General features: G+C 41.3%; 21 protein-coding genes. 11 read left to right on the top strand and 10 right to left on the bottom strand.

What is annotated here, in order from left to right:
• Window positions 1-100: 100 nt before the first annotated feature.
• Window positions 101-910: a glycogen/starch synthase gene (locus MB09_RS13145; protein ID WP_045081378.1), complete on the bottom strand. Its 810-nt coding sequence runs from the start codon at window positions 908-910 to the stop codon at window positions 101-103.
• 129 nt (window positions 911-1039) lie between these two features.
• On the opposite strand from MB09_RS13145, the gene panC reads away from it, so the two are divergent.
• The 4 genes from panC to MB09_RS13125 all read left to right on the top strand — a co-directional run bounded on the left by panC (window position 1040) and on the right by MB09_RS13125 (window position 4448).
• Entirely contained in the window at window positions 1040-1885 is an 846-nt protein-coding gene (gene panC, locus MB09_RS13140) for a pantoate--beta-alanine ligase (RefSeq protein ID WP_045081377.1), read from the top strand.
• 12 nt (window positions 1886-1897) lie between these two features.
• On the top strand, window positions 1898-2248 hold the full coding sequence (gene panD, locus MB09_RS13135) for an aspartate 1-decarboxylase (RefSeq protein WP_045081376.1): 351 nt from the start codon (window positions 1898-1900) through the stop codon (window positions 2246-2248).
• A gap of 1 nt (window position 2249) precedes the next feature.
• A complete protein-coding gene (locus MB09_RS13130) occupies window positions 2250-3221 on the top strand; it encodes a lysylphosphatidylglycerol synthase transmembrane domain-containing protein (protein WP_045081375.1) in 972 nt (323 codons plus the stop codon).
• A 78-nt stretch (window positions 3222-3299) separates the two neighbouring features.
• Window positions 3300-4448, top strand: a complete 1149-nt coding sequence (locus MB09_RS13125) for an alpha/beta hydrolase (RefSeq protein ID WP_045081374.1) — start codon at window positions 3300-3302, stop codon at window positions 4446-4448.
• A 2-nt stretch (window positions 4449-4450) separates the two neighbouring features.
• Here MB09_RS13125 and MB09_RS13120 read toward each other — a convergent pair whose 3' ends face one another.
• Both MB09_RS13120 and MB09_RS13115 read right to left on the bottom strand, forming a co-directional pair.
• Window positions 4451-5104 (bottom strand): response regulator, encoded by a 654-nt coding sequence (locus tag MB09_RS13120; RefSeq protein ID WP_045081373.1) that lies wholly within the window; start codon window positions 5102-5104, stop codon window positions 4451-4453.
• Window positions 5104-7965: a sensor histidine kinase gene (locus MB09_RS13115; protein ID WP_045081372.1), complete on the bottom strand. Its 2862-nt coding sequence runs from the start codon at window positions 7963-7965 to the stop codon at window positions 5104-5106. Before MB09_RS13115 ends, MB09_RS13120 begins: the two co-directional genes overlap by 1 nt.
• A gap of 47 nt (window positions 7966-8012) precedes the next feature.
• Here MB09_RS13115 and radA point away from each other — a divergent pair, with 47 nt between their 5' ends.
• The 3 genes from radA to MB09_RS13100 all read left to right on the top strand — a co-directional run bounded on the left by radA (window position 8013) and on the right by MB09_RS13100 (window position 12050).
• Window positions 8013-9374 carry a DNA repair protein RadA gene (radA, locus tag MB09_RS13110; RefSeq protein WP_045081371.1) on the top strand — a complete coding sequence of 454 codons (1362 nt, stop codon included), beginning with the start codon at window positions 8013-8015 and terminating at the stop codon, window positions 9372-9374.
• 111 nt (window positions 9375-9485) lie between these two features.
• Complete coding sequence (locus tag MB09_RS13105; RefSeq protein ID WP_045081370.1) at window positions 9486-10619, top strand: M23 family metallopeptidase; 1134 nt, start codon at window positions 9486-9488, stop codon at window positions 10617-10619.
• Window positions 10620-10685: 66 nt separating this feature from the next.
• Window positions 10686-12050: an acyl-CoA dehydrogenase family protein gene (locus tag MB09_RS13100; RefSeq protein WP_045081369.1), complete on the top strand. Its 1365-nt coding sequence runs from the start codon at window positions 10686-10688 to the stop codon at window positions 12048-12050.
• A gap of 69 nt (window positions 12051-12119) precedes the next feature.
• Here MB09_RS13100 and MB09_RS13095 read toward each other — a convergent pair whose 3' ends face one another.
• Window positions 12120-13157, bottom strand: a complete 1038-nt coding sequence (locus tag MB09_RS13095) for an NADP(H)-dependent aldo-keto reductase (protein ID WP_045081368.1) — start codon at window positions 13155-13157, stop codon at window positions 12120-12122.
• A gap of 44 nt (window positions 13158-13201) precedes the next feature.
• Window positions 13202-14005 carry an exodeoxyribonuclease III gene (locus MB09_RS13090; RefSeq protein ID WP_045081367.1) on the bottom strand — a complete coding sequence of 268 codons (804 nt, stop codon included), beginning with the start codon at window positions 14003-14005 and terminating at the stop codon, window positions 13202-13204.
• 194 nt (window positions 14006-14199) lie between these two features.
• On the opposite strand from MB09_RS13090, the gene MB09_RS13085 reads away from it, so the two are divergent.
• Both MB09_RS13085 and MB09_RS13080 read left to right on the top strand, forming a co-directional pair.
• A complete protein-coding gene (locus tag MB09_RS13085) occupies window positions 14200-17664 on the top strand; it encodes a hypothetical protein (RefSeq protein ID WP_045081366.1) in 3465 nt (1154 codons plus the stop codon).
• Window positions 17665-17700: 36 nt separating this feature from the next.
• The gene (locus MB09_RS13080) at window positions 17701-18069 is read left to right on the top strand and encodes a hypothetical protein (protein ID WP_045081365.1); all 369 of its coding nucleotides are present in this window, start codon (window positions 17701-17703) and stop codon (window positions 18067-18069) included.
• A 47-nt stretch (window positions 18070-18116) separates the two neighbouring features.
• Here the strand turns inward: MB09_RS13080 and MB09_RS13075 are convergent, their stop codons facing one another.
• Window positions 18117-19655: a glycine--tRNA ligase gene (locus tag MB09_RS13075; protein WP_045081364.1), complete on the bottom strand. Its 1539-nt coding sequence runs from the start codon at window positions 19653-19655 to the stop codon at window positions 18117-18119.
• Between the two features lie 141 nt (window positions 19656-19796).
• Window positions 19797-20684: a hypothetical protein gene (locus MB09_RS13070; protein WP_045081363.1), complete on the bottom strand. Its 888-nt coding sequence runs from the start codon at window positions 20682-20684 to the stop codon at window positions 19797-19799.
• A gap of 83 nt (window positions 20685-20767) precedes the next feature.
• Between MB09_RS13070 and MB09_RS13065 the strand changes: the two genes are divergently transcribed.
• Window positions 20768-21430 carry a ComF family protein gene (locus MB09_RS13065; protein WP_045081362.1) on the top strand — a complete coding sequence of 221 codons (663 nt, stop codon included), beginning with the start codon at window positions 20768-20770 and terminating at the stop codon, window positions 21428-21430.
• Window positions 21431-21509: 79 nt separating this feature from the next.
• On the top strand, window positions 21510-23114 hold the full coding sequence (locus MB09_RS13060; protein ID WP_052671397.1) for an Ig-like domain-containing protein: 1605 nt from the start codon (window positions 21510-21512) through the stop codon (window positions 23112-23114).
• Here the strand turns inward: MB09_RS13060 and MB09_RS13055 are convergent.
• The 3 genes from MB09_RS13055 to MB09_RS13045 are packed head-to-tail and all read right to left on the bottom strand — an operon-like array spanning window position 23101 to window position 25532.
• Complete coding sequence (locus MB09_RS13055) at window positions 23101-23877, bottom strand: amidohydrolase (RefSeq protein WP_045081361.1); 777 nt, start codon at window positions 23875-23877, stop codon at window positions 23101-23103. The two genes, MB09_RS13060 and MB09_RS13055, sit on opposite strands and share 14 nt — an antisense overlap.
• Window positions 23878-23929: 52 nt before the next feature.
• Window positions 23930-25069, bottom strand: coding sequence for a methionine aminotransferase (locus MB09_RS13050; protein ID WP_045081360.1), 1140 nt, complete (start codon window positions 25067-25069; stop codon window positions 23930-23932).
• Window positions 25062-25532 carry a very short patch repair endonuclease gene (locus tag MB09_RS13045; protein WP_045081359.1) on the bottom strand — a complete coding sequence of 157 codons (471 nt, stop codon included), beginning with the start codon at window positions 25530-25532 and terminating at the stop codon, window positions 25062-25064. Before MB09_RS13045 ends, MB09_RS13050 begins: the two co-directional genes overlap by 8 nt.
• Window positions 25533-25638: the final 106 nt, after the last annotated feature.

Genomic DNA, 25638 nt, shown 5'->3' with positions numbered 1-25638 from the left:
TTTTTTTGAATGATATTTGGTGGAGGGCTTTTAATCACTTTATATTAATTATTTTAGGAGTGAAATGTTCCGCGAATATTTCAACAGATTTTTGAAGAATTTATTTTAGAACTTTCGCGCTGTAAAAATCTAAATATGCTTGGGAAAAATTTTCCATATTATGATATTTTAACACGGGTTTATCCAAAGTGTTAATGAAATCCTCGAGCTCCTTAGGTATTTCGGCCGAACCGATAATTACGGCATCAGAATTCTTGACGGCTATTTTCATCAGGTTTACATAATTGGGTTCCTCAAGTTCCGTGATTGCTCCATCATCTATAGCGTCAAACCTTACTTTATCTATAGTGTTTTTAGCTAACGTTCCTTCAAAACCTTGATTGTACACCGAGGTAACAATTTTACTGTTTTCGAACAAAGGTTCGTTTCCGTAGTAATTCCGCAGGTACAAGGGCAAAAAAGAAGCCAGCCAACCGTGCACGTGAATAATATCTGGCGCCCAGTTCAATTTTTTCACGGTTTCAATGACTCCCTTGGCAAAGAAAATGGCGCGTTCATCATTGTCTTTATAAAAATTGCCGTCTTCATCGGCATAAGTAGCTTTTCTTTTAAAATAATCTTCATTATCAATAAAATAAACCTGGATGCGCTCCTTGGGGATAGAGGCCACCTTTATTATAAGGGGCATATCGAGATCATTTATTACCAGGTTCATTCCAGAAAGGCGTATTACTTCGTGCAGTTGGTGCCTTCTTTCGTTAATATTGCCATAGCGTGGCATGAAGATTCTAATTTGGCCGCCATTGTTGTTGATCATTCGCGGAGCTTCAAACGACATTGAAGAAATCTCGGTCTCGGGAAGATAGGGTATAACTTCGGAAGACACATACAAGACTCTTTTATCTTTCATCTATTGGGTTTTTTAGGAATTAGTGCAATGGGCCCCAATGTCTCGAGGCGCTTAAAAACACGCAAAATTACGAAAATTTATGTAGATTGTCTTTAATATATTAATTTTGCCCGCTCTTAACGCAAATTTATGGTGATACATACCCAGAAAGAAACCTTGGTGCAAACCTTGTCTTCCGTATCAAAAAACGACAAAATAGGTTTTGTTCCAACAATGGGAGCGCTGCACGAGGGGCATATATCTTTGGTTGAGAGGGCTTTAAGTGAAAATACGGTGGTTGTGGTGAGTATTTTCGTAAATCCCACCCAATTCAACAATACGGTAGATCTTGAAAAATACCCCCGAACACCCGAAGAGGATATTTCTCTTTTAAATAAGTTAAAAGGAGAAGTAATTGTGTATTTACCAGAGGTTTCAGATCTGTATGATGGTACGGTTGCGGCAAAAAAATACAATTTTGGAAATCTTGAGAACGAAATGGAGGGCAAGCACCGGAAAGGACATTTTGACGGAGTGGGGACCATTGTCAGTAAGCTCTTAAAGATCGTGAAACCTGACACGGCATATTTCGGTGAAAAGGATTTCCAGCAATTGCAGATTGTTAAAAAATTGGTCGCACTTGAAAAACTTCCCGTAGAAATTGTGGGTTGTCCCATTTTACGTGAAGCGAATGGACTTGCAATGAGTTCGCGAAACAAGCGACTAAACGCAAAGCAATTTGAGGAAGCATCAACAATTTATAAAACATTAAAGGAAGTTCGGGAAAAATTCAGTTCTACATCCCTTGTAGGGTTGAACGCATTGGTTACGGAACGGTTTTTGCAAAACCCGAATTTGAAATTGGAATATTTTGAAATAGCCAACGAAAAAACGCTCAAAACCGCAATCCGAAAAAACAAAGACTCAAAATACAGGGCTTTTATCGCGGCATTTGCGGGCGATGTTCGGCTAATAGACAATATGCCTTTAAATTAATACCTTTGCACCATGCAAATACACGTAGTAAAATCTAAAATCCATAGGGTAAAAGTTACCGGCGCCGATCTAAATTACATCGGTAGCATCACTATTGACGAAGATTTAATGGATGCCGCCAACATTATTGAAGGCGAAAAAGTCCAAATAGTAAACAACAACAACGGCGAACGCCTTGAAACCTATGCCATTCCCGGCCCACGCAAAAGTGGCGAAATAACCCTAAACGGTGCCGCCGCCAGACGCGTTGCTCCTGGCGATGTGCTTATACTTATCACATACGCTTTGATGGAAGTGGAAGAGGCAAAAGCCTTTAAACCTGCCTTGGTTTTCCCAAACGAGGAAACAAACCTACTCCGCTAAATTGAGCCGCTCCCTTTCAAAATTTTTGCAGATTGCAATTCCGTTGGGATTGGGAGTTTTCCTGATTTGGTATATCTATCAATCCTTCACGCCGCAGCAGTTGGAGGAAACGAAAAAATATTTTGCCGATGCCGATTATGGCTTTGTATTGCTCTCAGTGGCATTGAGCGTATTGAGCCACCTCTCTAGATCGTATCGCTGGAGTTTTATGCTGGAGCCTTTAGGCTATAAAACCAAATTGGCCAATAATTTTATGGCAATCTCGGTGGCTTATTTGATGAATATTTTTATTCCGAAAAGCGGCGAGGTATCTCGAGGTATTATCTTGGATAAATATGAAGGAGTTCCTTTTCAAAAGGGCTTCGGCACTATAATTTCTGAAAGGGTGGTCGATCTAATTTTCCTTCTCTTTTTCACGGTTTTGGCACTGGCAATAAAGTTTGATGTTTTATATGAATACGTTGTTCAAAGCATTCCACCATCCCTTTTATATGTAATTATTTTTGGAATTGTTTTCGTTGGAATAAGTATTCCACTTTACATAAAATTTTCAAAATCAAACATCAACAAGAAGCTGAAAAATTTTGTGATCGGTTTAAAGGAAGGGATTTTCAGCATTTTGAAAATGCGACGGAAAGCCGCTTTTCTCGTGCACACCGTGATAATTTGGGGCCTTTATTTACTTTCGTTTTATACCGCGTTGCACGCCCTGCCCGATACTACCCATATCTCTTTTGGCACGATAATAATTACATTCGTAGTGGGAAGTTTCACCTTTGCTTTTACAAATAGTGGCTTCGGAACTTATCCCGCTGCCGTCGCTGGAATTTTAACCGTGTTCGGCGTTGCCAAAACTGTGGGTGTTGCTTTTGGGTGGATAGTTTGGATTTCAAACATTTCTTCCATTGTTTTCTTTGGCGTGCTTTCTTTGCTATTACTGCCGCTTTACAACAGAAAACGTTTAAAGTTGTAATTTTTCTGATTTATTTTTCTTTGGAAAAAACCACAAATTCAAAATTTGTTATCTTTCCGCAGCTAAAAAAATCTACCAATGAAGAAACACCTACTTTTCGCTATCTGCGTATTCATTAATTTCGCTTCCTTTTCCCAAACCATTTACGAAGAGTTCAATTCTACCAGACTCGGCGAGTCGCGAAGGTTGAAGATTCAGCTTCCAAGAAATTATGACGCCAATATTGAGAAGAAATATCCGATTGTCTTGGTGCTGGATGCCGATTATCTTTTTGAGCCCGTGGCTGGAAATGTAGATTATTTCAGCTATTGGGAAGATATGCCCGAATCTATTGTGGTGGGCGTAATGCAGGGCAATTCGCGCTATGAAGACTGCTCATATGACGACAATACCTTTATGCCCAGCGATAAGGGCGCACAGTTTTTTGAATTTATCGGTCTGGAACTGATTCCATACATTGACAAAAAATATCGCACCGCAAAATTCATTATAGGTGTGGGCCATGATTTTACCGCGAACTTTTTGAACTACTATTTGTTCAAGGATCCACCGCTGCTAAATGGTTACATTAACCTAAGTCCGGATATGGCTCCAATGATGGAAGAGCGACTGGTGGAGCGGATTCCCCAAATACCAGGCAAACTTTTTTATTATTTGGCTACGGGCACCGATGACATTAAAGGGCTGATGGAGGCTTCCGAAGATCTTAATAGTCAACTGAGCGGGCTAAAGAGTAAGTCTTTTAATTATTATTACGACAATTTTGAGGGCGCGACGCATTACTCCCTTGGCGGACGTGGCATTCCGAATGCGCTGGAAAAGATATTTTCGGTCTATAGACCCATCAGCAAAAAGGAATTTTCTGAGGTATTGTTGAAAATGGATACGCCTATTAGCCAGTATTTGCTGGATAAATATAAGGTGATCGAGGACCTTTTCGGGATAACAAATAATATCCGTGTGAATGATTTTATAGCCACGGCGACCGCTTCAGAAAAACGAAAACAATGGGAATCCTTGCGTGAAATAGCAACTCTTGCCAAAAAACAGTACCCAGACACGGTGCTGGGCGATTATTATTTGGGGCGTTACTACGAAGAAACGGGCGAACCAAAAAAAGCGATGAAAATCTTTCAAGGCGCCTACGATAAAGAAGAGGTGGATTTTATAACCATTGATAAGTTACTGGACCGTGCAGATAAGATTAAAACCGACTTTGGCTATTAAGCCTAAAGTTCCATAATCAGGTTTTTGTGCAAATATGCCCAGTTGGTCAGGGCGTTTGAGGTGGTGTTCTCAATTTCCAATTTCATGATGATGTTACTTCTGTGCTTTTCCACGGTTCGGATTGATATGAAAAGTTTTTCGGCAATTTCACTACTACTGGTTTGTTCTGCTACCAATTTTAAAATGGTTTTTTCTGAAGGGGTTAATAGTTTGATGCGTTTCATTTCTTCGGAAACCGTCGCCAATGATGAAGCTGCGAACGAACTGCTAAAGCATATTTCACCGTTCATTACACTTTCAATACAATTTTCAATTTCGAGAAACGAGTCTTCCTTTAAAAGATAACCATTGATTTGAAGGGCCTTTGCCTGAATGAGATAATCATTTTCTTTGTGGAAGGATAATATTATAAATTTAGTATCCACCTTTTTTTGCTTGGCCATTTTTATGACCTCAAAACCAGTGAGGAGAGGCATATCAATATCTAATAATGCAAGGGTGGGATTGTGCGTTAAAATAAGCTCCAATGCCTGCATGCCATTGGCGGCCTGTCCCAAAACATTATAATTGTGTGCCTTCAGCTCATCGTGCAATCCTTTAAGGATCATAGGATGGTCATCCGCAATAACAATGGAAATGTCTTTTTTATCAAACATTATATAGGGATGGTTAGTGTTATGGTGGTGCCTTTATTGGGTTGGCTCTTTATATCAATCTTTGAGTGCAAAATTTTTGCACGCTCCAAGAGGGTTTTCATTCCAAGGCTAGTGCCGGATTTTATTTTCTCGGACATTTCAAAACCTTTTCCGTTATCGGCAATCGTGGTTTCAATGGTGCTTTCTTTCTTTTCTATTATTACGGAAGCGGCTTTGGCATCGGCATGTTTCACCATATTGTTCAACACTTCCTGAATAATTCTATACAAATGTAAGGATGCTTCCCTGCTTAACAAAGCATCTATGTCATCAATTTCATGGGTAAAGAAAATATCGGTATTGGAATCTACCTCATCCACCATATTTCGGATAGCGGCAGTAGGACCCAGGCGTTCCAAGATCGCGGGATGCAGACCCCTTGAAATGGCACGCAGTTCTTGCAAGGTATTGTTTGCCAACGATTCCATTTCCAGATTACCATTGGTTTTTGTTTTTTTGGTAAGAAGCATCAATTTCTGCCCCACGCTGTCGTGAAGTTCGCGGGCTACGCGCGTGCGCTCCGCTTCCTGGGCTTTTATCAAATTGTGGGTATAGGCTTCATTTCTTTTCTTTTCCGCCTTGGTTTTATAATAATAAAAAATGAATATGCTAACGGAAGCAATCGATAAAAGTGAGACCCAAAAGAACCAAGTTTTCCAAAACGGAACGGTTATCACAAACGAATATCGATAAGGTTGGTCCTGCCATACCCCATCCCCATTATCCGCAATAAATTCAAAAGTGTATTCGCCCGGAGGCAGGTAAGAAAAGACCACATTGGGGTCTTTGGTGGGTTGCGACCATGCGTCACCATCACGAAGGCCCTTCATTCTGTATTGATATTTTACGTTTTCAGGATTGGTGAACGTTATGGCTTCCATAGAAAAACTCAAATAGTTTTTTTGATAGGGAAGTACGGTTCCTGTTTCAGTTTTGTAAAGACTATCATCCAAAGGTTCCGAAAACAAAAGGATTTCAGAGATTCCCAACTTCGGAGGCTGTGTGTTAGGAAGGTACTCCTTTTCGTTAAAAGCTAAAATTCCGCTTAATGAGGTTACAAAAATGGATTTGTCATTCCGGATTATGAGCGAATTGAAGTCAATATCATTTTCCAGAAAATGGGCCACGGTACTGAATTTTTTGGCAATGATGGTATCTTTCTCGAGTAAAAGCTTAAGATTAACCTTCAGAAGCATATCTCGCCCTGCCAACCAAAGATTGTTGCCATCAACCTTCAACGCCCGAAACTGGGTAAGCGATGGAAATCGTTTCATATCAAAGGTCTTTACCTTAAATTCATTGTTCACAAGTTTTATGTGGTAGAGTTTCTTCTCGCTGCCCGCCAGCACTTCGTTTTTGTTTATGGCATCCAGGCTTCTGAAATCATTATGTGATTTTGGATGTAGCCCGGGAATGGTGTCTATTTTTGAGTCATCCATTTGAAAGAGGCCACTTATTTTGCACAAAATGAACCGGTCCGCAATGGGCTGTATTGCTATGGATCTATGTGAATTTATAAAGTAGGTAGAATCCGGGGCCACCACTTTTATTTTATCGGTGCCAAATAGAAATGTTTTATCCTCTTGCCTAAACAATAAATTATAGTATCCTTCATCAATAAGTTTGGGACTGACGCCTGTTTTGGAAAATTCAAAAACTGCCGTATTGGTAGTATAAAGCAGGTTTTCTTCAGGAGTGACAAACAGATTCTTTATAGGAACGGCCTCCCCCATAGGACGAATATGTTCGCTGTTTTCCAAAATCTTCGCCCCTTCATTTGTGGCTATTATCAAGTTGCCGTCCCATTCCGCTACATCATTTACCGAAAGGAGCCCTTGGGTTTCATCATAAATTTTAAAGGCATTATCCCGAAATCGGATAATTCCTTCCCCATAGCTGGTCATCCAGTAATTGCCCTCTGTATCCTTTATCATCCTATAGAGATAAGGAGTCGGCAGGCCTTGGGCCTCATTAATGATTTTTAAATCGCCCGTTTGTTTATTGAAAATTCCAAAACCGTTTCCTTCCAAAGTTAAATACAGTTCGCCTTCACTATTTGCCAAAATCCCATACACCCGGTTTTTATCAAAATCTTCCTCCTTAAATCTGTATTTGGTTAGTTCCCCGTTATAAATTTTATATAATTCGCCATAAGCGCCTACCCAAATGTTTTTTTCTGCATCCACCAAAACCGAATAACAAATGTTATTCACACCGTCACTCTCGTTGTAAATGTTCTCAAGCTTTAAAGGATTTAAGGTAAGTTTAAAGATTCCACGTCTTGAAGAAGCTATAAAGAGTGTATTGCTATTGTACCAAGCCGCTTGTTGGAGCCCTGAAATAGGATTTTCTGGACTGTCCTTAATTAAATAGTCTAGTTTTCCGTTTTTGTAAGTGGCTACTCCTTTTACAAAAATGAGATAGACTGTTCCATCCCTTCCTTCCAGAATATGGGTGATACTACCCAACAGATCAAAATCTATTCCTGCCGGGTTTGTGATGTTGCCGTTTTCAATAATACTAACTCCGTTATCCAGTGTTCCGGCCCAAATACGCTCTCTGGAATCCTCAAAAAGACTGAAAACAATATTGGACGCGAGCCCATCTTCCGTAGTATAATTCTTGAATGTCCTTCCATTGAAGCAACTTATTCCCCCCGTGGTGCTAACCCAAATTCTGTTCTGGCTATCTTGTATTATGGCGAAAGTTTCATTGTTGACCAGCCCTTCCTCCGTTTTATATTTTTTAAATTGATAGCGTTGGGCAGTAACCGAAAAAGAACAAACGCACAAAAAAAATAATGTGGCAAAGAAGCATTTCATTTAGCGAAGGTTTGTAGCGTAAATATATTTATTTTAGCGAAACTATTATGGCCAAAACAAAGACAACATTTTTCTGCCAAAACTGCGGCGCGCAATATGCCAAATGGCAGGGGCAGTGCAATTCCTGCAAGGAATGGAACACTATTGCCGAGGAAGTAATCCAAAAAGCCGAAAAGGTGAGTTGGAAAGCTTCCGAAGGTACTTCCAAAAGAGTTGCAAAACCACAGCGTATTTCTGAAATCTCAACCCAAGCGGAAGCTCGGTTGAATACAAAAAACAACGAACTGAACCGCGTGTTAGGCGGCGGATTGGTTCCCGGCTCATTAACGCTTTTGGGCGGCGAACCCGGAATTGGGAAGAGTACTTTGATGCTTCAAATTGCGCTTCAGTTGCCCTATAAAACGCTGTATGTTTCCGGGGAAGAAAGTGCCCAGCAAATTAAAATGCGGGCAGAACGAATCCAGCCTATTTCTGAAAACTGTTTCATTTTAACCGAAACAAAAACACAAAATATTTTCAGAAATATTGAAGAAATTGAACCGGATATTGTGGTGATCGATTCCATCCAAACCCTGCATACAGATTATATTGAAAGCACTGCCGGAAGCATTTCGCAAATTCGTGAAACTACCGCCGAGCTTATAAAATTTGCAAAGGAAACCGCAACGCCAGTAATTTTAATCGGCCACATCACCAAGGATGGAAACATCGCCGGCCCAAAAATTTTGGAACATATGGTTGATACGGTTTTGCAGTTTGAAGGCGACCGAAACCATATTTACAGAATCCTCCGTGCCAATAAAAACCGTTTTGGAAGTACCAACGAATTGGGAATTTACGAAATGCAGGGCAGCGGTTTAAGAGAAGTTTCAAACCCTTCGGAAATTTTGATTTCAAAAAATGACGAAGATTTAAGCGGTACGGCAATCTCCGCGACTTTGGAAGGCATGCGCCCGTTGATGATAGAAATTCAAGCCCTGGTGAGCAGCGCCGTTTACGGTACGCCACAGCGAAGCGCCACAGGTTACAACGCCAAACGGTTGAATATGATTCTCGCCGTTTTGGAAAAACGGGCAGGTTTCAAACTTGGCGCAAAAGATGTTTTTTTGAACGTAACCGGAGGAATAACCGTTGACGATCCCGCAATAGATTTGGCGATAGTTGCCGCGGTACTCTCCTCAAATATTGACATTGCTATCGACAAGCGCCTGTGCTTTGCCGCTGAGGTAGGTCTCGCAGGCGAAGTGCGCCCCGTTACCCGTGTGGAGCAACGCATTTTGGAAGCCGAAAAACTTGGGTTTACTTCCATCGTTATTTCAAAATATTGCAAAATCCCGAAGCAAAATTTTCACATAAATATCATTAAAGTAGCAAAAGTGCACGACGTGGTGCACCATCTTTTTGGGTAACTTTTTAATCCGAAGAGAGAAAGTCCCCTCCCAGCCTCCCCTATGGGGAGGGGTTAACGCAAGAGTTCCCCCTTTGGGGGTTTGGGGGACTTTAAGTATTTTAGTTTCGCTATGAATTTGAGAATTTATTTTATCATATTCCTTTTCGGGACGGTATTCATTGGCTGCAAGCAAGTGCGCAAAGCTGCCGATGTAATCGTGCAACCCACGGCCCGCGAGGTCTACGAACGCAACTTTTCAAAAAATGATTCGCTATTGCTTCGGTGGAAAAATGCTTTTGAAACCGCAAAACGCGACAGTATTCAAATCACCTTGCCCTATTCCGAAAGCGGCGTTTTTTCCGAAGAAAATTTCAACGTTTACAGCTATAACATTCAGTTGAAAGAAGGTGAACGGATTGTAGTTGAGGTTGAGAAACAGCCCGATTCCGCTTTGGTCTTTGTAGATCTTTTTAAGGCGAAAACCGATTCCCTGAAATCTTTCAAACTTTTGAAATCTTCCGAAGACAAAAAAGCATTTCTCTCACAGGAAATTGAAACTTCGGGTTTTTATAAAGTTATTGTCCAGCCACAAATGAAACTGCAATTCCCTTTCGTGCTAAAAATTTATACGGAACCTATCTATGCGTTTCCAGTGAGCGGCGCAAATAATAAAAGCATTCAAAGTTTTTGGGCAGATCCGCGCGATACCGGTAGTCGTTCCCATGAAGGAGTAGATATTTTTGCAGACCGAGGAACACCTGTAATTGCTGTAAGTGACGGAATAATTTCTTCCACTGGTGAACGAGGTTTGGGAGGAAAACAAGTTTGGTTGAAAGACGGCCTTTTTGGAAAAACTATATATTATGCACATCTGGATAGCATCGCCGTTGTCGAAGGAAAAAAGGTGAAAATGGGGGATACCCTTGGCTTTGTAGGTAATACGGGCAATGCAAAAACCACCGAACCGCATCTTCATTTCGGGATTTATAAAACTAAAGGTGCAATAAATCCGCTTTCCTTTATTAAAAAAACAGAGATTCAAACCAGCGAGATGCCCTCAGCAATAACAAAAGCCATTACATTAAAAAATAGAGCTGACGTTCGAAAAGGACCTGCTTCGGTTTTTAAACAATTCGGAAGCCTGAAAAAGAACGACACCATAATTGTTTTGGGGAAAAACCAAAAATGGTTTCACATTCAAACTGCAGATAGCCTAAAAGGCTATGTAAACGAAACCGTGATAACACCGCTTCCTCCAAATTAACTTTTTTTTAGCCTTAAGAAAACCGCATAATGGTATCTTTAGAATTCAATTCTCAAAAAAACCATTATGTCCATCTTTTCGAAAATAAAACAGACCCTCCATTTAATGAAAGAAATTGATCTTGACGCGTTGGGGAAACTTTCGCAAAAAGTAGATCTTTCAGAAATTATGAAAACCGTCGGTGAACTCGATGATCGTCAATTGGCGGGATTGATGAAAATGTTGAAACATAAAGGCGGAAAAAAAGGGCAGCACAAATTGCCGCCCATCGATGGCGATTTTTATGATATGGCGCTAAAACTCACACCTAAACAGCGCGAACTTCAAATAAAAGTGCGCAATTTTATGGAGGATGAAATAAAGCCGATTGCCAATGAATATTGGAACAAAGCCGAATTTCCTTTTCAGATTATTCCGAAAATGGCTGAATTGAACATTTGCGGACTTACCTATGATGGCTACGGAACGCCTTATGAAACCTACGTTATGGAAGGAATTATTGCAATGGAATTGGCGCGGGTGGATGTTTCCATTTCTACCTTTTTTGGCGTGCACAGTGGTTTGGCTATGGGTTCCATCTACATCTGCGGCAGCGAGGAGCAAAAACAGGAATGGCTCCCGAAAATGGCAAAAATGGAACTTATTGGCGCTTTTGGACTTACGGAACCCGAAGTTGGTTCCGCAGTTGCAGGCGGTCTGGGGACTACTTGCAGAAAAGAAGGCGATGAATGGGTTTTAAACGGACAAAAAAAATGGATTGGCAATGCAACATTCGCAGACGTTACAATAATTTGGGCGCGTGACGAAGCTTCCGACCAAGTAAAAGGGTTTTTGGTTCGAAAAGGAAATCCGGGTTTTAAGGCCGAAAAGATTGAAAACAAAATGGCGCTCCGCACGGTGCAAAACGCTTTGATTACAATGACGGATTGCCGAATTCCCGAGAGCGACCGACTTCAAAAATGCGATTCTTTTAAAGATACGGCCAAAGTATTGCGAATGACGCGGGCCGGAGTAGCTTGGCAGGCCGTGGGCTGCGCAAGAGGTGCTTATGAAGCCGCGCTGAAATACACAAAAAAACGTGAACAGTTCGGAAAACCGATTGCCTCCTATCAATTGGTGCAAAATCATTTAGTGGAAATGGTTTCCAATCTCACGGCAATGCAGACCCTGTGTTTCCGTCTTTCAGAATTGCAGGATGAAGGATTACTTACCGATGAACATGCATCCTTGGCTAAAGTATTCTGCAGTATGCGAACCCGTGATGTGGTAAGCCAGGCCCGTGAAGTTATGGGCGGCAACGGAATACTTTTGGAATATGACGTTGCCCGTTTTGTAGCCGATGCCGAAGCTATTTACAGTTACGAGGGAACCAAGGAAATCAATTCGTTGATTGTGGGTCGAGCAATTACTGGTTATAGTGCGTTTGTGTAAAAAAGCCCCTCCCGACCTCCCCGAAGGGGAGGAGTAGTGCAAGAGTTCCCCCTTAGGGGGGCAGGGGGACTAAGGTGCCGGATTAGGAATTTGGTTGTGAACGGCATCAATCTCCTTTAAAATTTCTTTGGAAAGCGAAACGTTGATGCTTCCAATATTTTCTGAAAGTTGCTCGATGGAAGTGGCGCCAATAATTGGCGCGGTCACAAATTTCATCTGAAGAATAAAAGCCAACGCCATCTGTGCAAAACTCAAATTATGTTTTTTGGCGATTTCATAATATTTTTCAGTGGCCTCCAATGCGGGTTTGCTGCTGTAACGGGTATATTGTTTAAACTGATTTATACGCGAATTTTCATCAGCGGTTCCGTTTAAATATTTTCCGCTGAGCGTTCCAAAGCCTAAGGGCGAATAGGGTAGATAACCAATATTTTCCCGCTGAAGTATTTCACTCAAACCTATTTCATCTTTCCGATTCACCAAATTATAAGGATTTTGAACTGAAACAATTTTCAACTTTCCTTTTCGAGATTCTTCCAGGCAACGCATTACACCGAATGGCGTTTCGTTTGAAAGTCCGATGTGGCGGATTTTTCCCGTTTTTACAAAACTTTCCAAATCATTTAAAACTTCAGCAAAATTATCGCTCCAACTTTCATCATCCTTATGGTTATAATCACGCTGCCCAAAATAATTGGTGTTGCGCTCCGGCCAATGCAACTGGTACAAATCGATATAATCTGTTTGCAAACGTTTCAGACTTTTATTAATGGCATCCTCCAAAGATTTTTTGCTGAAATCCAACGGTTGGCGAATGTGGTCCATCGAACGGCTCGGGCCTGCAATTTTGGTGGCCAAAACCAGCTCTTCCCTATTTTTCCGTTTCGCAAACCAATTGCCGATGTAAGTTTCCGTTCTTCCCTGTGTTTTTGGATTTGCGGGCACGGGATACATTTCGGCACAGTCAATAAAATTGATGCCTTTTTCAATGGCGAAATCCAACTGTTCGTGGGCTTCGGCTTCGGTATTTTGCTGGCCCCAAGTCATGGTGCCAAGGCAGAGTTTGCTAATTTTTAAATCTGTATTTGGGAGGGTTGTGTATTTCATAGCATTTCTCGCGCAGGCGGGAATCTTTTTATTTGGTAAAAAGGTTAATCTTTTAGTTCTGGTTCACGGGATTCCCGCCTTCGCGGGAATTCGAGTTCCACCAAATGCGGGCAATGGTCGCTGTGCATTGCATCGGGCAGGATTACGGCTCGTTTTAGGTTATCCAATAACGGTTTCGAGACCAAATTGTAATCTATTCGCCAACCCTTGTTGTTGTTTCTGGCGTTGGCACGGTAGCTCCACCAGGTGTAATTATGCGGTTCTTTGTTGAAATGACGAAAACTATCAATAAATCCACTTTTCATAAATCCGTCCAGCCATTTCCGTTCAACGGGTAAAAAACCGGAAACATTTTTATTTCTGACGGGATCGTGAATATCAATCGCTTCGTGGCAAATGTTGTAATCGCCACAGATTACCAAGTTTGGAATTTCCTTTTTCAGCTTGTCAATATATTTCTGAAAATCGGCCATATAGGTAAGTTTGTGCTCCAAACGGTCAATATTTGTGCCGCTTGGCAAATACAGGCTCATCACCGAAACATCGTCAAAATCTACGCGGATGTTTCTTCCTTCGGCGTCCATATATTCAATGCCGGTGCCGTATTCTATATGGTTCGGTTTTATTTTTGAAAGGATCGCCACTCCACTGTAACCCTTTTTTATGGCACTGTACCAATAATGATAGGGGTAACCTGCTTTTTCAATTTCCTCGATTTCCACTTGGTCGAAATTGGCTTTTGTTTCCTGAAGGCAGATAACATCCGGGTTTGCGGCTTTCAACCAATCGATAAAGCCTTTGCGCATCGCGGCGCGGATTCCGTTTACGTTGTATGAAATGATTTTCAAATCTTAAAGAATTAATTCTCTGTGCTCTTTGTGCCTTTGTGGTTGGAATATTTTTACCACAGAGGCACAGAGTACACCGAGATAATATGAGTAGCTAAAGTAAATAAGATTGTATTTTTACGCTAACCATTTCCAAAAAGGTTATCAAAAAATATCCGACAAAATAAAAACCCAAGTGTTTAGTTTTATAGTTGATGAAGTTATACCCGTTAGTCTTTTTCTTTTTTCTTATAGCCGCTGGCTATGCGCAGGACATTACTTCAAATTATAAAGAGAAGAAGGTTGCGGTGAAAGATACCGTGGTTTTGGACAGCTTGGGCATTAATCCGAAACGGTTCGCAATACTTGACAAAGATGGAAATTCGCCAAGCCCTTTCAGTTATAGAATAGACTTCAAAAAAGGAATCATAATTTTTACCGAAGAATTGCAGCAACAGCAGGATTCGCTTACCATTCAATATTTGCAGTATCCGGAATTTTTAACGCGGGAATATTTCGCCATCGACCCAAAAATTATTGTTGAAAACACGGGGCAAATCGATAAGTTGTATTCGCTCGACGAAAGCACCAATAAAAGCACATTTACCCCTTTTGATGGGTTGAATACTTCGGGGAGTATTTCGCGCGGCATTACCATTGGGAACAATCAAAACGCAGTGGTGAACAGCGAACTTGACCTTCAGATTACAGGAAAGTTGAGCGAGAAAGTTTCCATTCGGGCATCGATTCAGGATGCCAATATTCCTACGCAGGAAGGCGGCTACTCCCAAAGTCTGAATGAATTTGACCAGATATTCATCGAACTTTTTGGCGATAATTGGAACATCCGCGCAGGCGATATCGATCTGCAGAACAGCAATAGCTATTTCGGCAGATTTACCAAAAAAGTACAGGGCATATCTCTTGGCGGAACGTTCAATAATGAAGATGGTTCAAAAATCTCGGCCTATGCTTCCGGGGCCTTGGTGCGCGGTGTTTTTGCGAAAAGTGAATTTATTGGGCAAGAGGGAAACCAAGGGCCGTACAAATTGGTCGGTCCCAATGGCGAACTCTACATTTTGGTGGTTTCTGGTAGTGAAAGGGTTTATGTGAACGGTCTCCTTTTGAAACGCGGCGAAAACGAGGATTACGTAATAGATTACAACGCGGGCGAGATAAAATTCAACCCAACCTATCCCATAACCAGCAATATGCGCATTTCTGTGGAATATCAATATACTGATAGAAGTTATACGCGTTTTATTGGCTACGGCGGGGGGAATTATACCAGTGAAAACCTTGATTTGGGCGTATATGTTTATTCTGAAAACGACGCAAAAAACCAACCTTTGCAACAAAATCTCACCGAAGAACAGGTGGCTATTTTACAGGCCGCGGGCGATGATAAGGATTTGATGACAGCCCCGTCGGCCGTGCCCGATACGTATTCCGAAAACAAAATTCTCTATAAAAAGGAAATCATCAATGGAGAGGAAGTTTTCGTGTTTTCAAGCAATCCCGAAGATGAACTTTTCAGCGTGCGGTTTTCATTAGTAGGACCCAATAACGGCGATTATGTGATTAGTGAGACTAACGCCATCAGCCGAATTTTTGAATATGTAGCGCCTGAAAACGGTATTCCGCAGGGCAATTATGCGCCGGTTATTCGGCTGAACGCTCCCGTAAAATTGCAGGTGGGCGGTGTGAACGGAAGCTTTCACCCTTCGGAAAAGACGCGTATCGATTTTGAGGTTGCGGGCAGCCAAAACGACCTCAACCTTTTTAGTGATATTGACGACAACAATAATGATGGTTTCGCGGGAAGGTTGGCATTTAAACAGCGTTTGTTGACCACGGCCGATACTTTAAAAATTGACGGTTTCGGCTCGTTGGATTTTGTTCAAAAAGACTTTAGGACCATCGAAAGATTATATAATATTGAATTCAACCGCGATTGGAACCTTATCAACCCGATGGGCAATCAAAGTTTTGTAATATCGGGCGTGGAGGTCTCACACCCGAAAATCGGCGGCGGGCGCTATGAATTCCAAAATTTGAATTATTCTGAAAATTTCAACGGTACGCGGCACGTGATTTCTTCAGCAATAAAACTTAAAAACTTGCGATTGCAGACCTACGGCAGTTTTCTGAACAGCAAAGCCGATTCCATTTCCTCCAAATTTATCAGACTGAACAACACGACTACCTATTCTTTTGAAAAGGCATGGGTGGGCGGCAAAGTGGCTATGGAAGACAACCAGATTAAGGATGTTTCCCGCGATAGCATTTCGCCCATCAGCCAGAAATTCGCGGCATTCGAGGCTTTTTCTGGCATTGGCGACAGTACGAAGGTTTTTGTTGAGGCGGGCTATCAGTTTCGGGTGAATGACAGCGTTCGGAACAATATGCTGCAAAAGGTAAATTCATCGAACACCTATTATTTAAAATCGCGACTAATAAATACTGAAAACACGCAGCTTTCGGCCTTTGCAAATTACAGAACGCTGAAATACGAACCCAATTCGGGAACGGGTATTGACCCAAACGATACGCTGCCCGTAACCATCGACAAGCGGGAGACCGAACGTTCGCTCAACTCGCGCATTATTTACAACCAAGCACTGTTTGACGGCGGAATTCGTTTAAATACCGCATTGGAGTCCAACAACGGAGTGATTCCGCAGCAGGAATTTACCTATGTAAAAACCGAGCCGGGGCAGGGCGTTTACACTTGGATTGATTACAACAACAACGGCATTCAGGAATTGGAGGAATTTGAAGTGGCGCAGTTTCAGGACCAAGCCGAATATATTCGGGTGTTGCTTCCCAATCAGGTTTTTATAAAAATCCGGCAGAATAAGTTCAGTCAAATCCTTACGCTGAATCCGCAAAACTGGTCGAATAAAGAAGGGTTCAAAAAGGTACTTTCACATTTTTACAATCAGACTTCCTATGTTTTGGACCGAAAAGTGAAGCGGAAAAACGACGGTTTCAACATCAATCCGTTTGAAGATGGCGGCGATGACCAACTGGGATTGACGCTTAATTTTCGAAATGCGCTATTTTTTAACCGCGGAAAACAGCATTTCACTACGAGTTATACTTTTATATCTACTTCGGCAGATAATCTGCTCGCTGTGGGTTTACAACGAAATAATCTGAAAAGTCACCAACTCAACTTCAACCATAAATTTTGGGAAAGCTGGCTGTTGAATTTAAAGGGCGCAACGGGCAGCAATGAAAGCCTTTCGGAAAATTTTGCGAATAGAAATTACCGTCTCGATTCCTATGAATTCAATCCAAAAATTTCCTATTTATTGAGCCAACAAACGCGATTTGATGTTTTTTATGAATTTGCAAACCAAGACAACCAATTGGGCGAGATGGAAAAGTTGAACCAGCAAACATTAGGTTTTTCTTTCGCATATACCAATGCCGAAAAAATTTCGATAAATGGGGAATTCAATTATATCGCCAATAAGTTTGAGGGCAGTCCATTTTCGCCAGTGGCCTACCAAATGTTGGAAGGCTTGCAACCCGGCACCAATTTTACATGGCGTTTGCTTTTTCAAAAACGGATCACGAAATATTTGGATGCCAATCTTTCCTATTTTGGCAGAAAAAGCGAAACTACCAAAACGATCCATACGGGCAGTATTCAGTTGCGGGCGTATTTTTAATTTTTGTATCTTCATAAATCATTTAAAAGCGATTTTATGTTAAAAACGATTCTTGTATTCTTTTCGACAATAATTCTTTCCTGTGGTTCCACGAAAAAGCAAACCCAGAATACTTCAACAGAGGAAACAACTTCCACGGAAGAAACTGTTGATCCACAAAAATTAATAGAGGAGGGTTATATGTTGGGGACAATTGTATATTCCGACAAGGAAGGCGACTGCCCGTACACGATACAGATGCCGGGCGATAAAATGGAATTTTACTATTTGGATCCCATCAATTTGGAGGAAAAATTTAAAGTGGACGGACAGAAAGTATGGATAAAATTTAACGGCTTACGAAGAATGAACCGATGTGATAAAGCAACCCCCGCAGAAATAGTTGACATAAAAAAAGGAGGATAACCAAATATCCTCCTCCTTCAAAATATAGAATTAACCACTTAAAAAAATTATTCGGAAAGCCAGTTTTTATACGAAATGGTTTCCTTCATTTTTTCTGAAATCTCTGCAATAGAGATTCGTTCCTGTTCCATAGTGTCGCGATAACGAATCGTTACGGTATTGTCTTCAATAGTTTGATGGTCCACGGTAATGCAGAATGGCGTTCCAGCTGCGTCTTGGCGACGGTAGCGTCTTCCCACGGCATCTTTTTCGTCATAGATTACGTTGTAATCCCACTGAAGTTCGTCAATTATTTCTTGGGCAATTTCGGGCAGACCGTCTTTTTTCACCAAAGGTAAAACCGCAGCTTTTACGGGTGCCAAAATAGCCGGAAGTTTCAAAACGGTTCTCACGCTTCCATCCTCCAAAGTTTCATCCTGTAGCGAATTGCTCAAAACGGCAAGGAACATTCTGTCAAGGCCTATTGAGGTTTCAACCACGTAGGGTACGTAGCTTTCATTGAGTTCCGGATCGAAGAATTGGAGTTTTTTTCCAGAGAATTTTTCGTGTGCCTTTAAATCGAAATCGGTGCGGGAATGGATTCCCTCCAATTCTTTGAAACCGAAAGGAAAGTTGAATTCAATATCTGCCGCGGCATTCGCGTAATGCGCCAATTTTTCGTGATCGTGGAAACGATAGTTTTCTTCACCCATACCTAACGAAAGGTGCCACTTTAATCGGGTTTCTTTCCAGTATTCATACCATTTCAGCTCTTCGCCCGGGCGTACAAAAAATTGCATTTCCATCTGTTCAAACTCGCGCATACGGAAGATAAACTGTCGCGCAACAATTTCGTTGCGGAAGGCTTTCCCCGTTTGTGCGATTCCGAAAGGAATTTTCATCCTTCCGCTTTTTTGCACGTTCAGAAAGTTCACGAAAATACCTTGGGCGGTTTCCGGGCGGAGGTAAAGATCCATGGCGTTTTCGGCGGAAGCGCCCAGTTTGGTGCCAAACATTAAATTGAACTGTCGCACCTCTGTCCAGTTTTTTGAACCGGTTTCGGGATCGGCAATTCCAAGTTCTTCGATCAAAGCCTTTACATCTGCCAAGTCTTCCTTTTCAAGCGAACGGGCCATGCGTTCCAAAACGGTGCGCTGTTCTTCAAGATATCTTACAACACGTGGATTTGTAGCTACAAATTGCGCTTCGTCAAAGCTATCGCCAAAACGGCCTTTGGCTTTTTCAATTTCCTTTTGGGCTTTTTGGTTCAGCTTTTCGGCGTAATCTTCAATAAGCACATCGGCTCGGTAGCGTTTTTTGGAATCCTTGTTGTCAATCAACGGGTCGTTGAAAGCATCAACGTGGCCGGAAGCCTTCCAGGTTGTGGGGTGCATCAGGATTGCGGAATCAATTCCCACAATATTCTGGTGCATATAGACCATGCTTCGCCACCAGTATTCGCGAATGTTTTTCTTGAGTTCTACACCATTTTGGGCATAATCATATACCGCGCTGAGGCCGTCGTAGATTTCGCTGGATGCAAAAATATAGCCATATTCCTTTGCGTGGGAGACTACTTTCTTAAATTGATCGTCGTTGTTTGCCATAGCGCAAAAATAGGAAATGCCCCTTAACTCCCGAAGATGGGAACGTGTTTTTTTACAAAGAAAAAACCATTGCCCATAAAGCAATGGTTTTAAAGTCTATTTCTGAAATCAACTTCCTTATTCAAGGAAATTAACGAGCCTTTATTTAAGCTCCATGGTAGTGGTTCCAACTAAATTTGGACCGTCAAAAAGATTGATGGTGTAGCGTCCTTCTATAAGATCGGATTCCTTGGAATTTACCAAAATGCATACGTCCAGTTCATCATTTTCATAAAATACGTTCGTGGAGCTGCTATAGTTGATGTTTTTTTCTTCAAATTGCTTTACAGCATCATCGCCCATCATTTTATTGCGGGGGTTTATAACCTGAACATATAAAGTTCTATCACCTTTTTGTGCGATTGCGTTGGGCGCCAAAGTAAAGCAGGCTCTAATCTTATCGGCTCGGCTGGCGCGTTTGGTATCAACCACTTTTCCGCTGTTTCTAATGATTACCGCTTCTCCGCGAAGGTCGGTTGCTTTTACGATAGATCCTTTTTTAATGGTTTCGTTCATGGCCATATTTTCTTGGCTTACCGAATCTACCACCATTCGTGTGTTTTGAAGCTCGGTCGAGGTGCTGTCGCGTTCCATAGCCAGTCGTTGGTTTGCGGCAATCAAACTATCGGCACGTTTAAAAAGCATGGCACGTTCCTGCTTAAGTCTTCCCACTTCAGCTTTGTATCTCGCAATAAGGGCCACATTGGCTTGGGCATCTTTCACTGAATCTAATAGAATGGTAATTCGCTCTCGGGCAGCCAATAGGTCTTTATCTTTCAATTCATTATCCTTGATAACTTCATCATAATTGGCAATCAGTCCTTCAAGTTCCTGCTCAATGTCTGCCTTTTGCATCTCTAGATTTGATACCGTATTTTTACTATCGTTAAAGAGGGTAACAGTATAGACGGCCAGCGCAATAAGCAAGACTGAAAGAACCCCAATCAGAATCTTGAATTTGCCACTATTGTTTTCGTTTTCAGTACTCATAATTAATAAGTTAAGTTTAGGTGGTAAAAGTAGGTAGGTATTTCTTTAACAAACGTTTACAAAATGGTAAAAATTCTTAAAATATGTTAAATCTACTGTTTCCGAAGGTTTGCGCAGGCTGTAAGCAACAATTGCTGAAACAGGAAGATGTATTATGTACTGAATGTGTCCATTCGCTGCCCATCGCTTCATTTCACAAAACAGGAAACTCCGGCCTAAAAGATAAATTCTACGGAAGATTTCTGGTGCAAAATGCCACGGCCTTGGCGTATTTTCAGAAAAGGGGTTTGACACAGCAATTGCTGCACAACCTAAAATACAGGGGCAGAAAGGAAATAAGTTATTTCTTCGGAAAATGGTTAGGAGCAGAATTATCTGAAATTGATTGCTATAAAGAAATAGATCTGGTGATTCCGGTCCCGCTCCACAAACAGAAATTGAAAAAGCGTGGGTTTAACCAAGTGGAAGGTTTTGGAAATGAAATAGCAAAAGCCTTGGATGTTCCCTACCGCGACGATGTTTTGATAAAAATTTCAAAATCGGGCTCACAGGTTTTCAAAACCCGAATACTGCGTTTTGAGGCCGAAGAGGTTTTTTCAATCCAAAATCTGGAAGCAATAAATAACAAGCACGTTTTATTGGTTGACGATATAATAACCACGGGCGCCACACTGGAAAAATGCGCGCTCCAACTGCTGAAAGGTGAAAATGTAAGTATAAGCATCGCCACAATTGCAGTAGCCTAAAGTTATTTGTAAATTGTTGCTACATATTGTTTAATTTTGAACCCGCGCCGCAGCGCCACAAAATTTTAAAGAATACTAAGTGAAACACCGCCTGCTTTACATTCCCATAGCTTTTTTGATGATTTTGTCATTCGTTGACTGTGCAAAAAAAGGATCTCCATCGGGCGGGCCGCGGGATACCATTCCCCCAGTAATTGTAAGGAGCAGTCCAGAGAATTACACCACTAATTTTACGGGCGACGAAATAGAAATCAGGTTTGATGAATACATAAAACTGAAGGATGTAAACAAAGAGCTCATCATTTCGCCACCGATGAAGTATGCGCCCATCATCACGCCGCTGAGCACCTCAAAAACCCTAAAGATTAAGATACTTGATACGCTAAAGCCGAACACTACCTATTCCTTCAACTTTGGAAACAGTATTGTGGACAATAATGAGGAGAACAAGTTTGATTACTACAAATACATTTTTTCCACGGGGAGTTATATTGACAGTCTAAAACTTTCGGGACGGGTGAGGGATGCAGAGTTTATTGCCCCGGAAATTCCAACCACTGTAATGCTTTATGAAGTAAATGAAACTTTTACCGACTCCATTATTTATTCTGAAAAACCAACTTACATAACCGTTACCAAAGACAGTACGGGAGTTTTTGAACTCACCAATTTAAAGGAAGGAAAATACCTGCTTTTGGCATTGAAGGAAAAGAACAACGATTATATCTTTCAGCCGCAAAACGACAAAATAGGTTTTGAGAGAGAACTGATTACTCTCCCCACAGATTCAACTTATACGCTCACACTTTTTAAGGAAACACCCGAATATAAGTTTGGAAGGGCAAGCCAAGTAGGTAAAAACCATATCGTTTTCGGGTATGAGGGTCGTGCGGACACTTTAAATATTGAAATGCTTTCTGAAATGCAAGAAGAGTATACTTCCGCAGTTTTTAAAGATGAAAAAAAGGACACATTGCATTATTGGTTTAAGCCTGCCATTGAAACAGATTCACTGATTTTTAAAGTGACTAACGGAAGTTTTATTGATACCGCTACCGTGCGAATGCGCGAGCTATTTAAAGATTCATTGACTATTTCTGCATTGAAAACCGGAACCTTAAAATTGAAGGATACTTTTAAACTGCGCGCCAATACGCCGCTTGTAACCTTTGATGCCGAACAATTTCAAGTAATGGCGAAAGATTCTTCTTTTGTTGAAACGACTGTTAAACTAAATAAAAAGTACAACTGGGCCGAAGTATCTTTTCCAAAAACCGAAGACCAAAGCTATCTGATAAAACTCTTTCCAGGAGCGCTGACAGATTTTTTTGAGAAGACGAATGACACCCTCACTTTTAACGTAAACACCCGATTGGAAAGCGATTACGGCACCTTGAACCTTAGCTTGCAAAATGTGGAACGGTTTCCCGTAATTGTGCAGTTATTGGATGCCAAATACAATTTGGTAACCTCAGAATATCTTTCGGAAAATAGGGAGGTGTTTTTCGAAGCGCTTTCGCCGAATAAATATTTCCTCAGAATTATTTACGATACCAATGAAAACGGGAGGTGGGACCCCGGCAGCTTCCTAAACCGCAGGGAGCCCGAGCGAATTATCTATTACCCTACGCAACTCGAAATACGTGCCAATTGGAGCTTGAATGAAACTTTTAGGTTAAAGTAAATTTATCGCGATCATTCAAAAACTGTAAATGCTTCCGGTTGCTCTCAATGTGCTCCTTGGATAAAGTTACGGTTTCAATAAACTCATCAAAAGCGGAAGGGGAAACCTGTTTTCCCAAAACATCATAAACCGCCGAATGGCCCACATATTCGTGATCATTGCCGTCAAAACCCACGCGGTTTACGCCCACGCAGTAGCTCATATTTTCAATGGCGCGTGCGCGAAGCAGCGTATCCCAAGCAACGGTACGCACTTTTGGCCAGTTGGCTACATAAATTAAAACGTCATAATCCTCAGTATTTCTGGACCACACGGGAAAACGCAGGTCGTAACAAATAAGCGGGCAGATTTTCCAGCCTTTGAAATTTACGATTAAACGCTCGTTACCTGCGGTGTATGTTTCATTTTCCTTCGCCAAGGTGAAGGTGTGCTTTTTGTCGTATTTTTCATAAGTGCCATCGGGCAAAACGAAAAAGAGGCGATTATAGAATTTGTCATTTTCTGAAATAATCACGCTGCCGGTAATGGCGCAGTTGTGTTTCCGGGCTTCGGAAATCATCCAGTTTAAACTCTCGCCGTCATTGGGTTCGGCAAGTTTTTTGGCATTCATCGAAAATCCGGTAGTGAACATTTCGGGCAGGACTATCAAATCCGTTTCCCCTTCAAAGGTTTGGAATTTTTTTGAAAACAATTCCCTGTTGGCCGATGCGTTTTCCCAAATTAGTTCACTTTGAACAAGCGTTATTTTTAAATCGGTTTTCATTTTTTTCTTTTAAAAGTACGGTTTCCTTTTAATACCAACATACAAAATAATCCTATAATTCGCGAAGGATTTTTGCAGCTTCCGCAAGCGTTTCATCGGTTTTGGCAAAGCAAACCCGAATCTGTTTAAAATCTTTTCTGCCTTCGTTGAAAACAGAAGTGGGAATGGTCGCAATCTTGTGTTTTTTCGTAAGTCTTTCCGCGAAAGCGATATCGTTTTCAGTTGAAATTTCCGAAAAATCGAGCATTTGGAAATACGTGCCTTTTGAAGGAACAATTTTGAAATTGGAACCTTCCATTAAATGCAGAAAAAAATCGCGCTTTTGCTGATAGAAATTCGAAAGTTTCAAATAATGATTTTCGTCTTTTAAGTAAGTTGCCAATGCTTTTTGGATGGGGTGGTTTACGCAGAAAACTACGAATTGATGCACTTTTTGAAATTCCTTCATCAAGTTTTCAGGAGCGGCGCAATAGCCCATTTTCCAGCCCGTATTGTGGAATGTTTTTCCGAAGGAAGCCGTTACAAAACTTCGCTCCGCCAAAGCTTCAAATTTCGATGCACTTTGATGCACATTGCCATCGAAAATGATGTGTTCGTAAACTTCATCGCTTAAAACCAACAAATCATTTTTTTCTGCCAAATCTTGTAATTCGAGCATATCTTCTTTTGAAAACAGCATCCCACTTGGATTGTGTGGCGAGTTGATGATAATCATTTTCGTTTTGGAAGAAATCATATCCGCAACTTGCTGCCAATCCACACTATAAAAAGGAGGTTTAAGTTGAATTGGGACAATCTTTCCGCCGAACAATTCCACTGTTGGCGCGTAACAATCATAAGCTGGGGTGAAAATAATCACTTCATCCCCCTTGCTAATTGTAGCCGCGATTATTGTGAAAATAGCCTGTGTGGCTCCCGCAGTAATCGTGATTTCGGTTTCGGGATTATAAAAACGGTCGTGGAGAGTTTCGATTTTCTTTGAAATTTCCATCCGCAGCCCAAAATCTCCGGGCATTGGGGCATATTGGTTATAACCGTCGCTCATCGCTTGGTCCACCAGGGCATTTAAAGCGGGGTCGCTGGGGAAATTTGGAAATCCCTGCGAGAGGTTTAAGGCGTTGTGGTCTGCCGCCATTTTGCTCATTTTGGCGAAGATGGAGGTTTCAATATTGGGTAATTTTGAGTTAATCATTTTGTCCAGTATTTATATACACCAAAATATCGTTGATGCATTTGTTGAGGTTGTTCTTTATTTCGCTGGTCCAAAACCGAAACACGGTATAGCCCATTTCTTCGAGTTGTTTGTTCACTTCGCGGTCGCGCTGCATATTTCGTTCTATTTTTGGAATCCAAAAACCGCGGTTGCTTTTTAAAGTCTCCTTTCTTTCGGGCCAATTGTAACCGTGCCAAAACTCGCCGTCAATAAAAATGGCAAGTTTGTATTTTTGGATGGAAACATCGGGTTTTCCTGGCAGTATTTTGCTATCCACGCGATACCGGATACCTTTTTTCCAAAGCGCTTTTCTAAAGAGCAGTTCCGGCTTGGTATTCTTCCCACGAATTTTGCCCATCATTTTTGAGCGCTTTTTTGTGGTGTAGAAGCCGGATTCTTCATTGAATCTTGGGACTTTTATTTTTTCTTCTTCATAAATCATTCACTTAAAGTATGAATAATCTTGGCTTTTTAAAAGTTAAATATTTTTCAATAAAAAAACCCTCACACAGTTGCAAGGGTTTCAATCTAAGGTCTAAAATCTAACG

The sequence above is a fragment of the Aequorivita vladivostokensis genome (genome assembly GCF_000952855.1).
Taxonomy (GTDB): Bacteria; Bacteroidota; Bacteroidia; order Flavobacteriales; family Flavobacteriaceae; genus Aequorivita; species Aequorivita vladivostokensis.
This window is presented reverse-complemented; position numbering and strand designations above follow the sequence as displayed.

What these genes read in the sequence shown, in the direction of transcription:
- MB09_RS13095 (WP_045081368.1), bottom strand. Translation starts at nt 13,157, where the DNA reads ATGAAATACACAACCCTCCCAAATACAGATTTAAAAATTAGCAAACTC.
- MB09_RS13050 (WP_045081360.1), bottom strand. Translation starts at nt 25,069, where the DNA reads ATGATTAACTCAAAATTACCCAATATTGAAACCTCCATCTTCGCCAAA.
- MB09_RS13080 (WP_045081365.1), top strand. Translation starts at nt 17,701, where the DNA reads ATGTTAAAAACGATTCTTGTATTCTTTTCGACAATAATTCTTTCCTGT.
- MB09_RS13145 (WP_045081378.1), bottom strand. Translation starts at nt 910, where the DNA reads ATGAAAGATAAAAGAGTCTTGTATGTGTCTTCCGAAGTTATACCCTAT.
- MB09_RS13075 (WP_045081364.1), bottom strand. Translation starts at nt 19,655, where the DNA reads ATGGCAAACAACGACGATCAATTTAAGAAAGTAGTCTCCCACGCAAAG.
- MB09_RS13070 (WP_045081363.1), bottom strand. Translation starts at nt 20,684, where the DNA reads ATGAGTACTGAAAACGAAAACAATAGTGGCAAATTCAAGATTCTGATT.
- panC (WP_045081377.1), top strand. Translation starts at nt 1,040, where the DNA reads ATGGTGATACATACCCAGAAAGAAACCTTGGTGCAAACCTTGTCTTCC.
- panD (WP_045081376.1), top strand. Translation starts at nt 1,898, where the DNA reads ATGCAAATACACGTAGTAAAATCTAAAATCCATAGGGTAAAAGTTACC.
- MB09_RS13120 (WP_045081373.1), bottom strand. Translation starts at nt 5,104, where the DNA reads ATGTTTGATAAAAAAGACATTTCCATTGTTATTGCGGATGACCATCCT.
- radA (WP_045081371.1), top strand. Translation starts at nt 8,013, where the DNA reads ATGGCCAAAACAAAGACAACATTTTTCTGCCAAAACTGCGGCGCGCAA.
- MB09_RS13065 (WP_045081362.1), top strand. Translation starts at nt 20,768, where the DNA reads ATGTTAAATCTACTGTTTCCGAAGGTTTGCGCAGGCTGTAAGCAACAA.
- MB09_RS13125 (WP_045081374.1), top strand. Translation starts at nt 3,300, where the DNA reads ATGAAGAAACACCTACTTTTCGCTATCTGCGTATTCATTAATTTCGCT.
- MB09_RS13045 (WP_045081359.1), bottom strand. Translation starts at nt 25,532, where the DNA reads ATGATTTATGAAGAAGAAAAAATAAAAGTCCCAAGATTCAATGAAGAA.
- MB09_RS13105 (WP_045081370.1), top strand. Translation starts at nt 9,486, where the DNA reads ATGAATTTGAGAATTTATTTTATCATATTCCTTTTCGGGACGGTATTC.
- MB09_RS13115 (WP_045081372.1), bottom strand. Translation starts at nt 7,965, where the DNA reads ATGAAATGCTTCTTTGCCACATTATTTTTTTTGTGCGTTTGTTCTTTT.
- MB09_RS13085 (WP_045081366.1), top strand. Translation starts at nt 14,200, where the DNA reads ATGAAGTTATACCCGTTAGTCTTTTTCTTTTTTCTTATAGCCGCTGGC.
- MB09_RS13055 (WP_045081361.1), bottom strand. Translation starts at nt 23,877, where the DNA reads ATGAAAACCGATTTAAAAATAACGCTTGTTCAAAGTGAACTAATTTGG.
- MB09_RS13100 (WP_045081369.1), top strand. Translation starts at nt 10,686, where the DNA reads ATGTCCATCTTTTCGAAAATAAAACAGACCCTCCATTTAATGAAAGAA.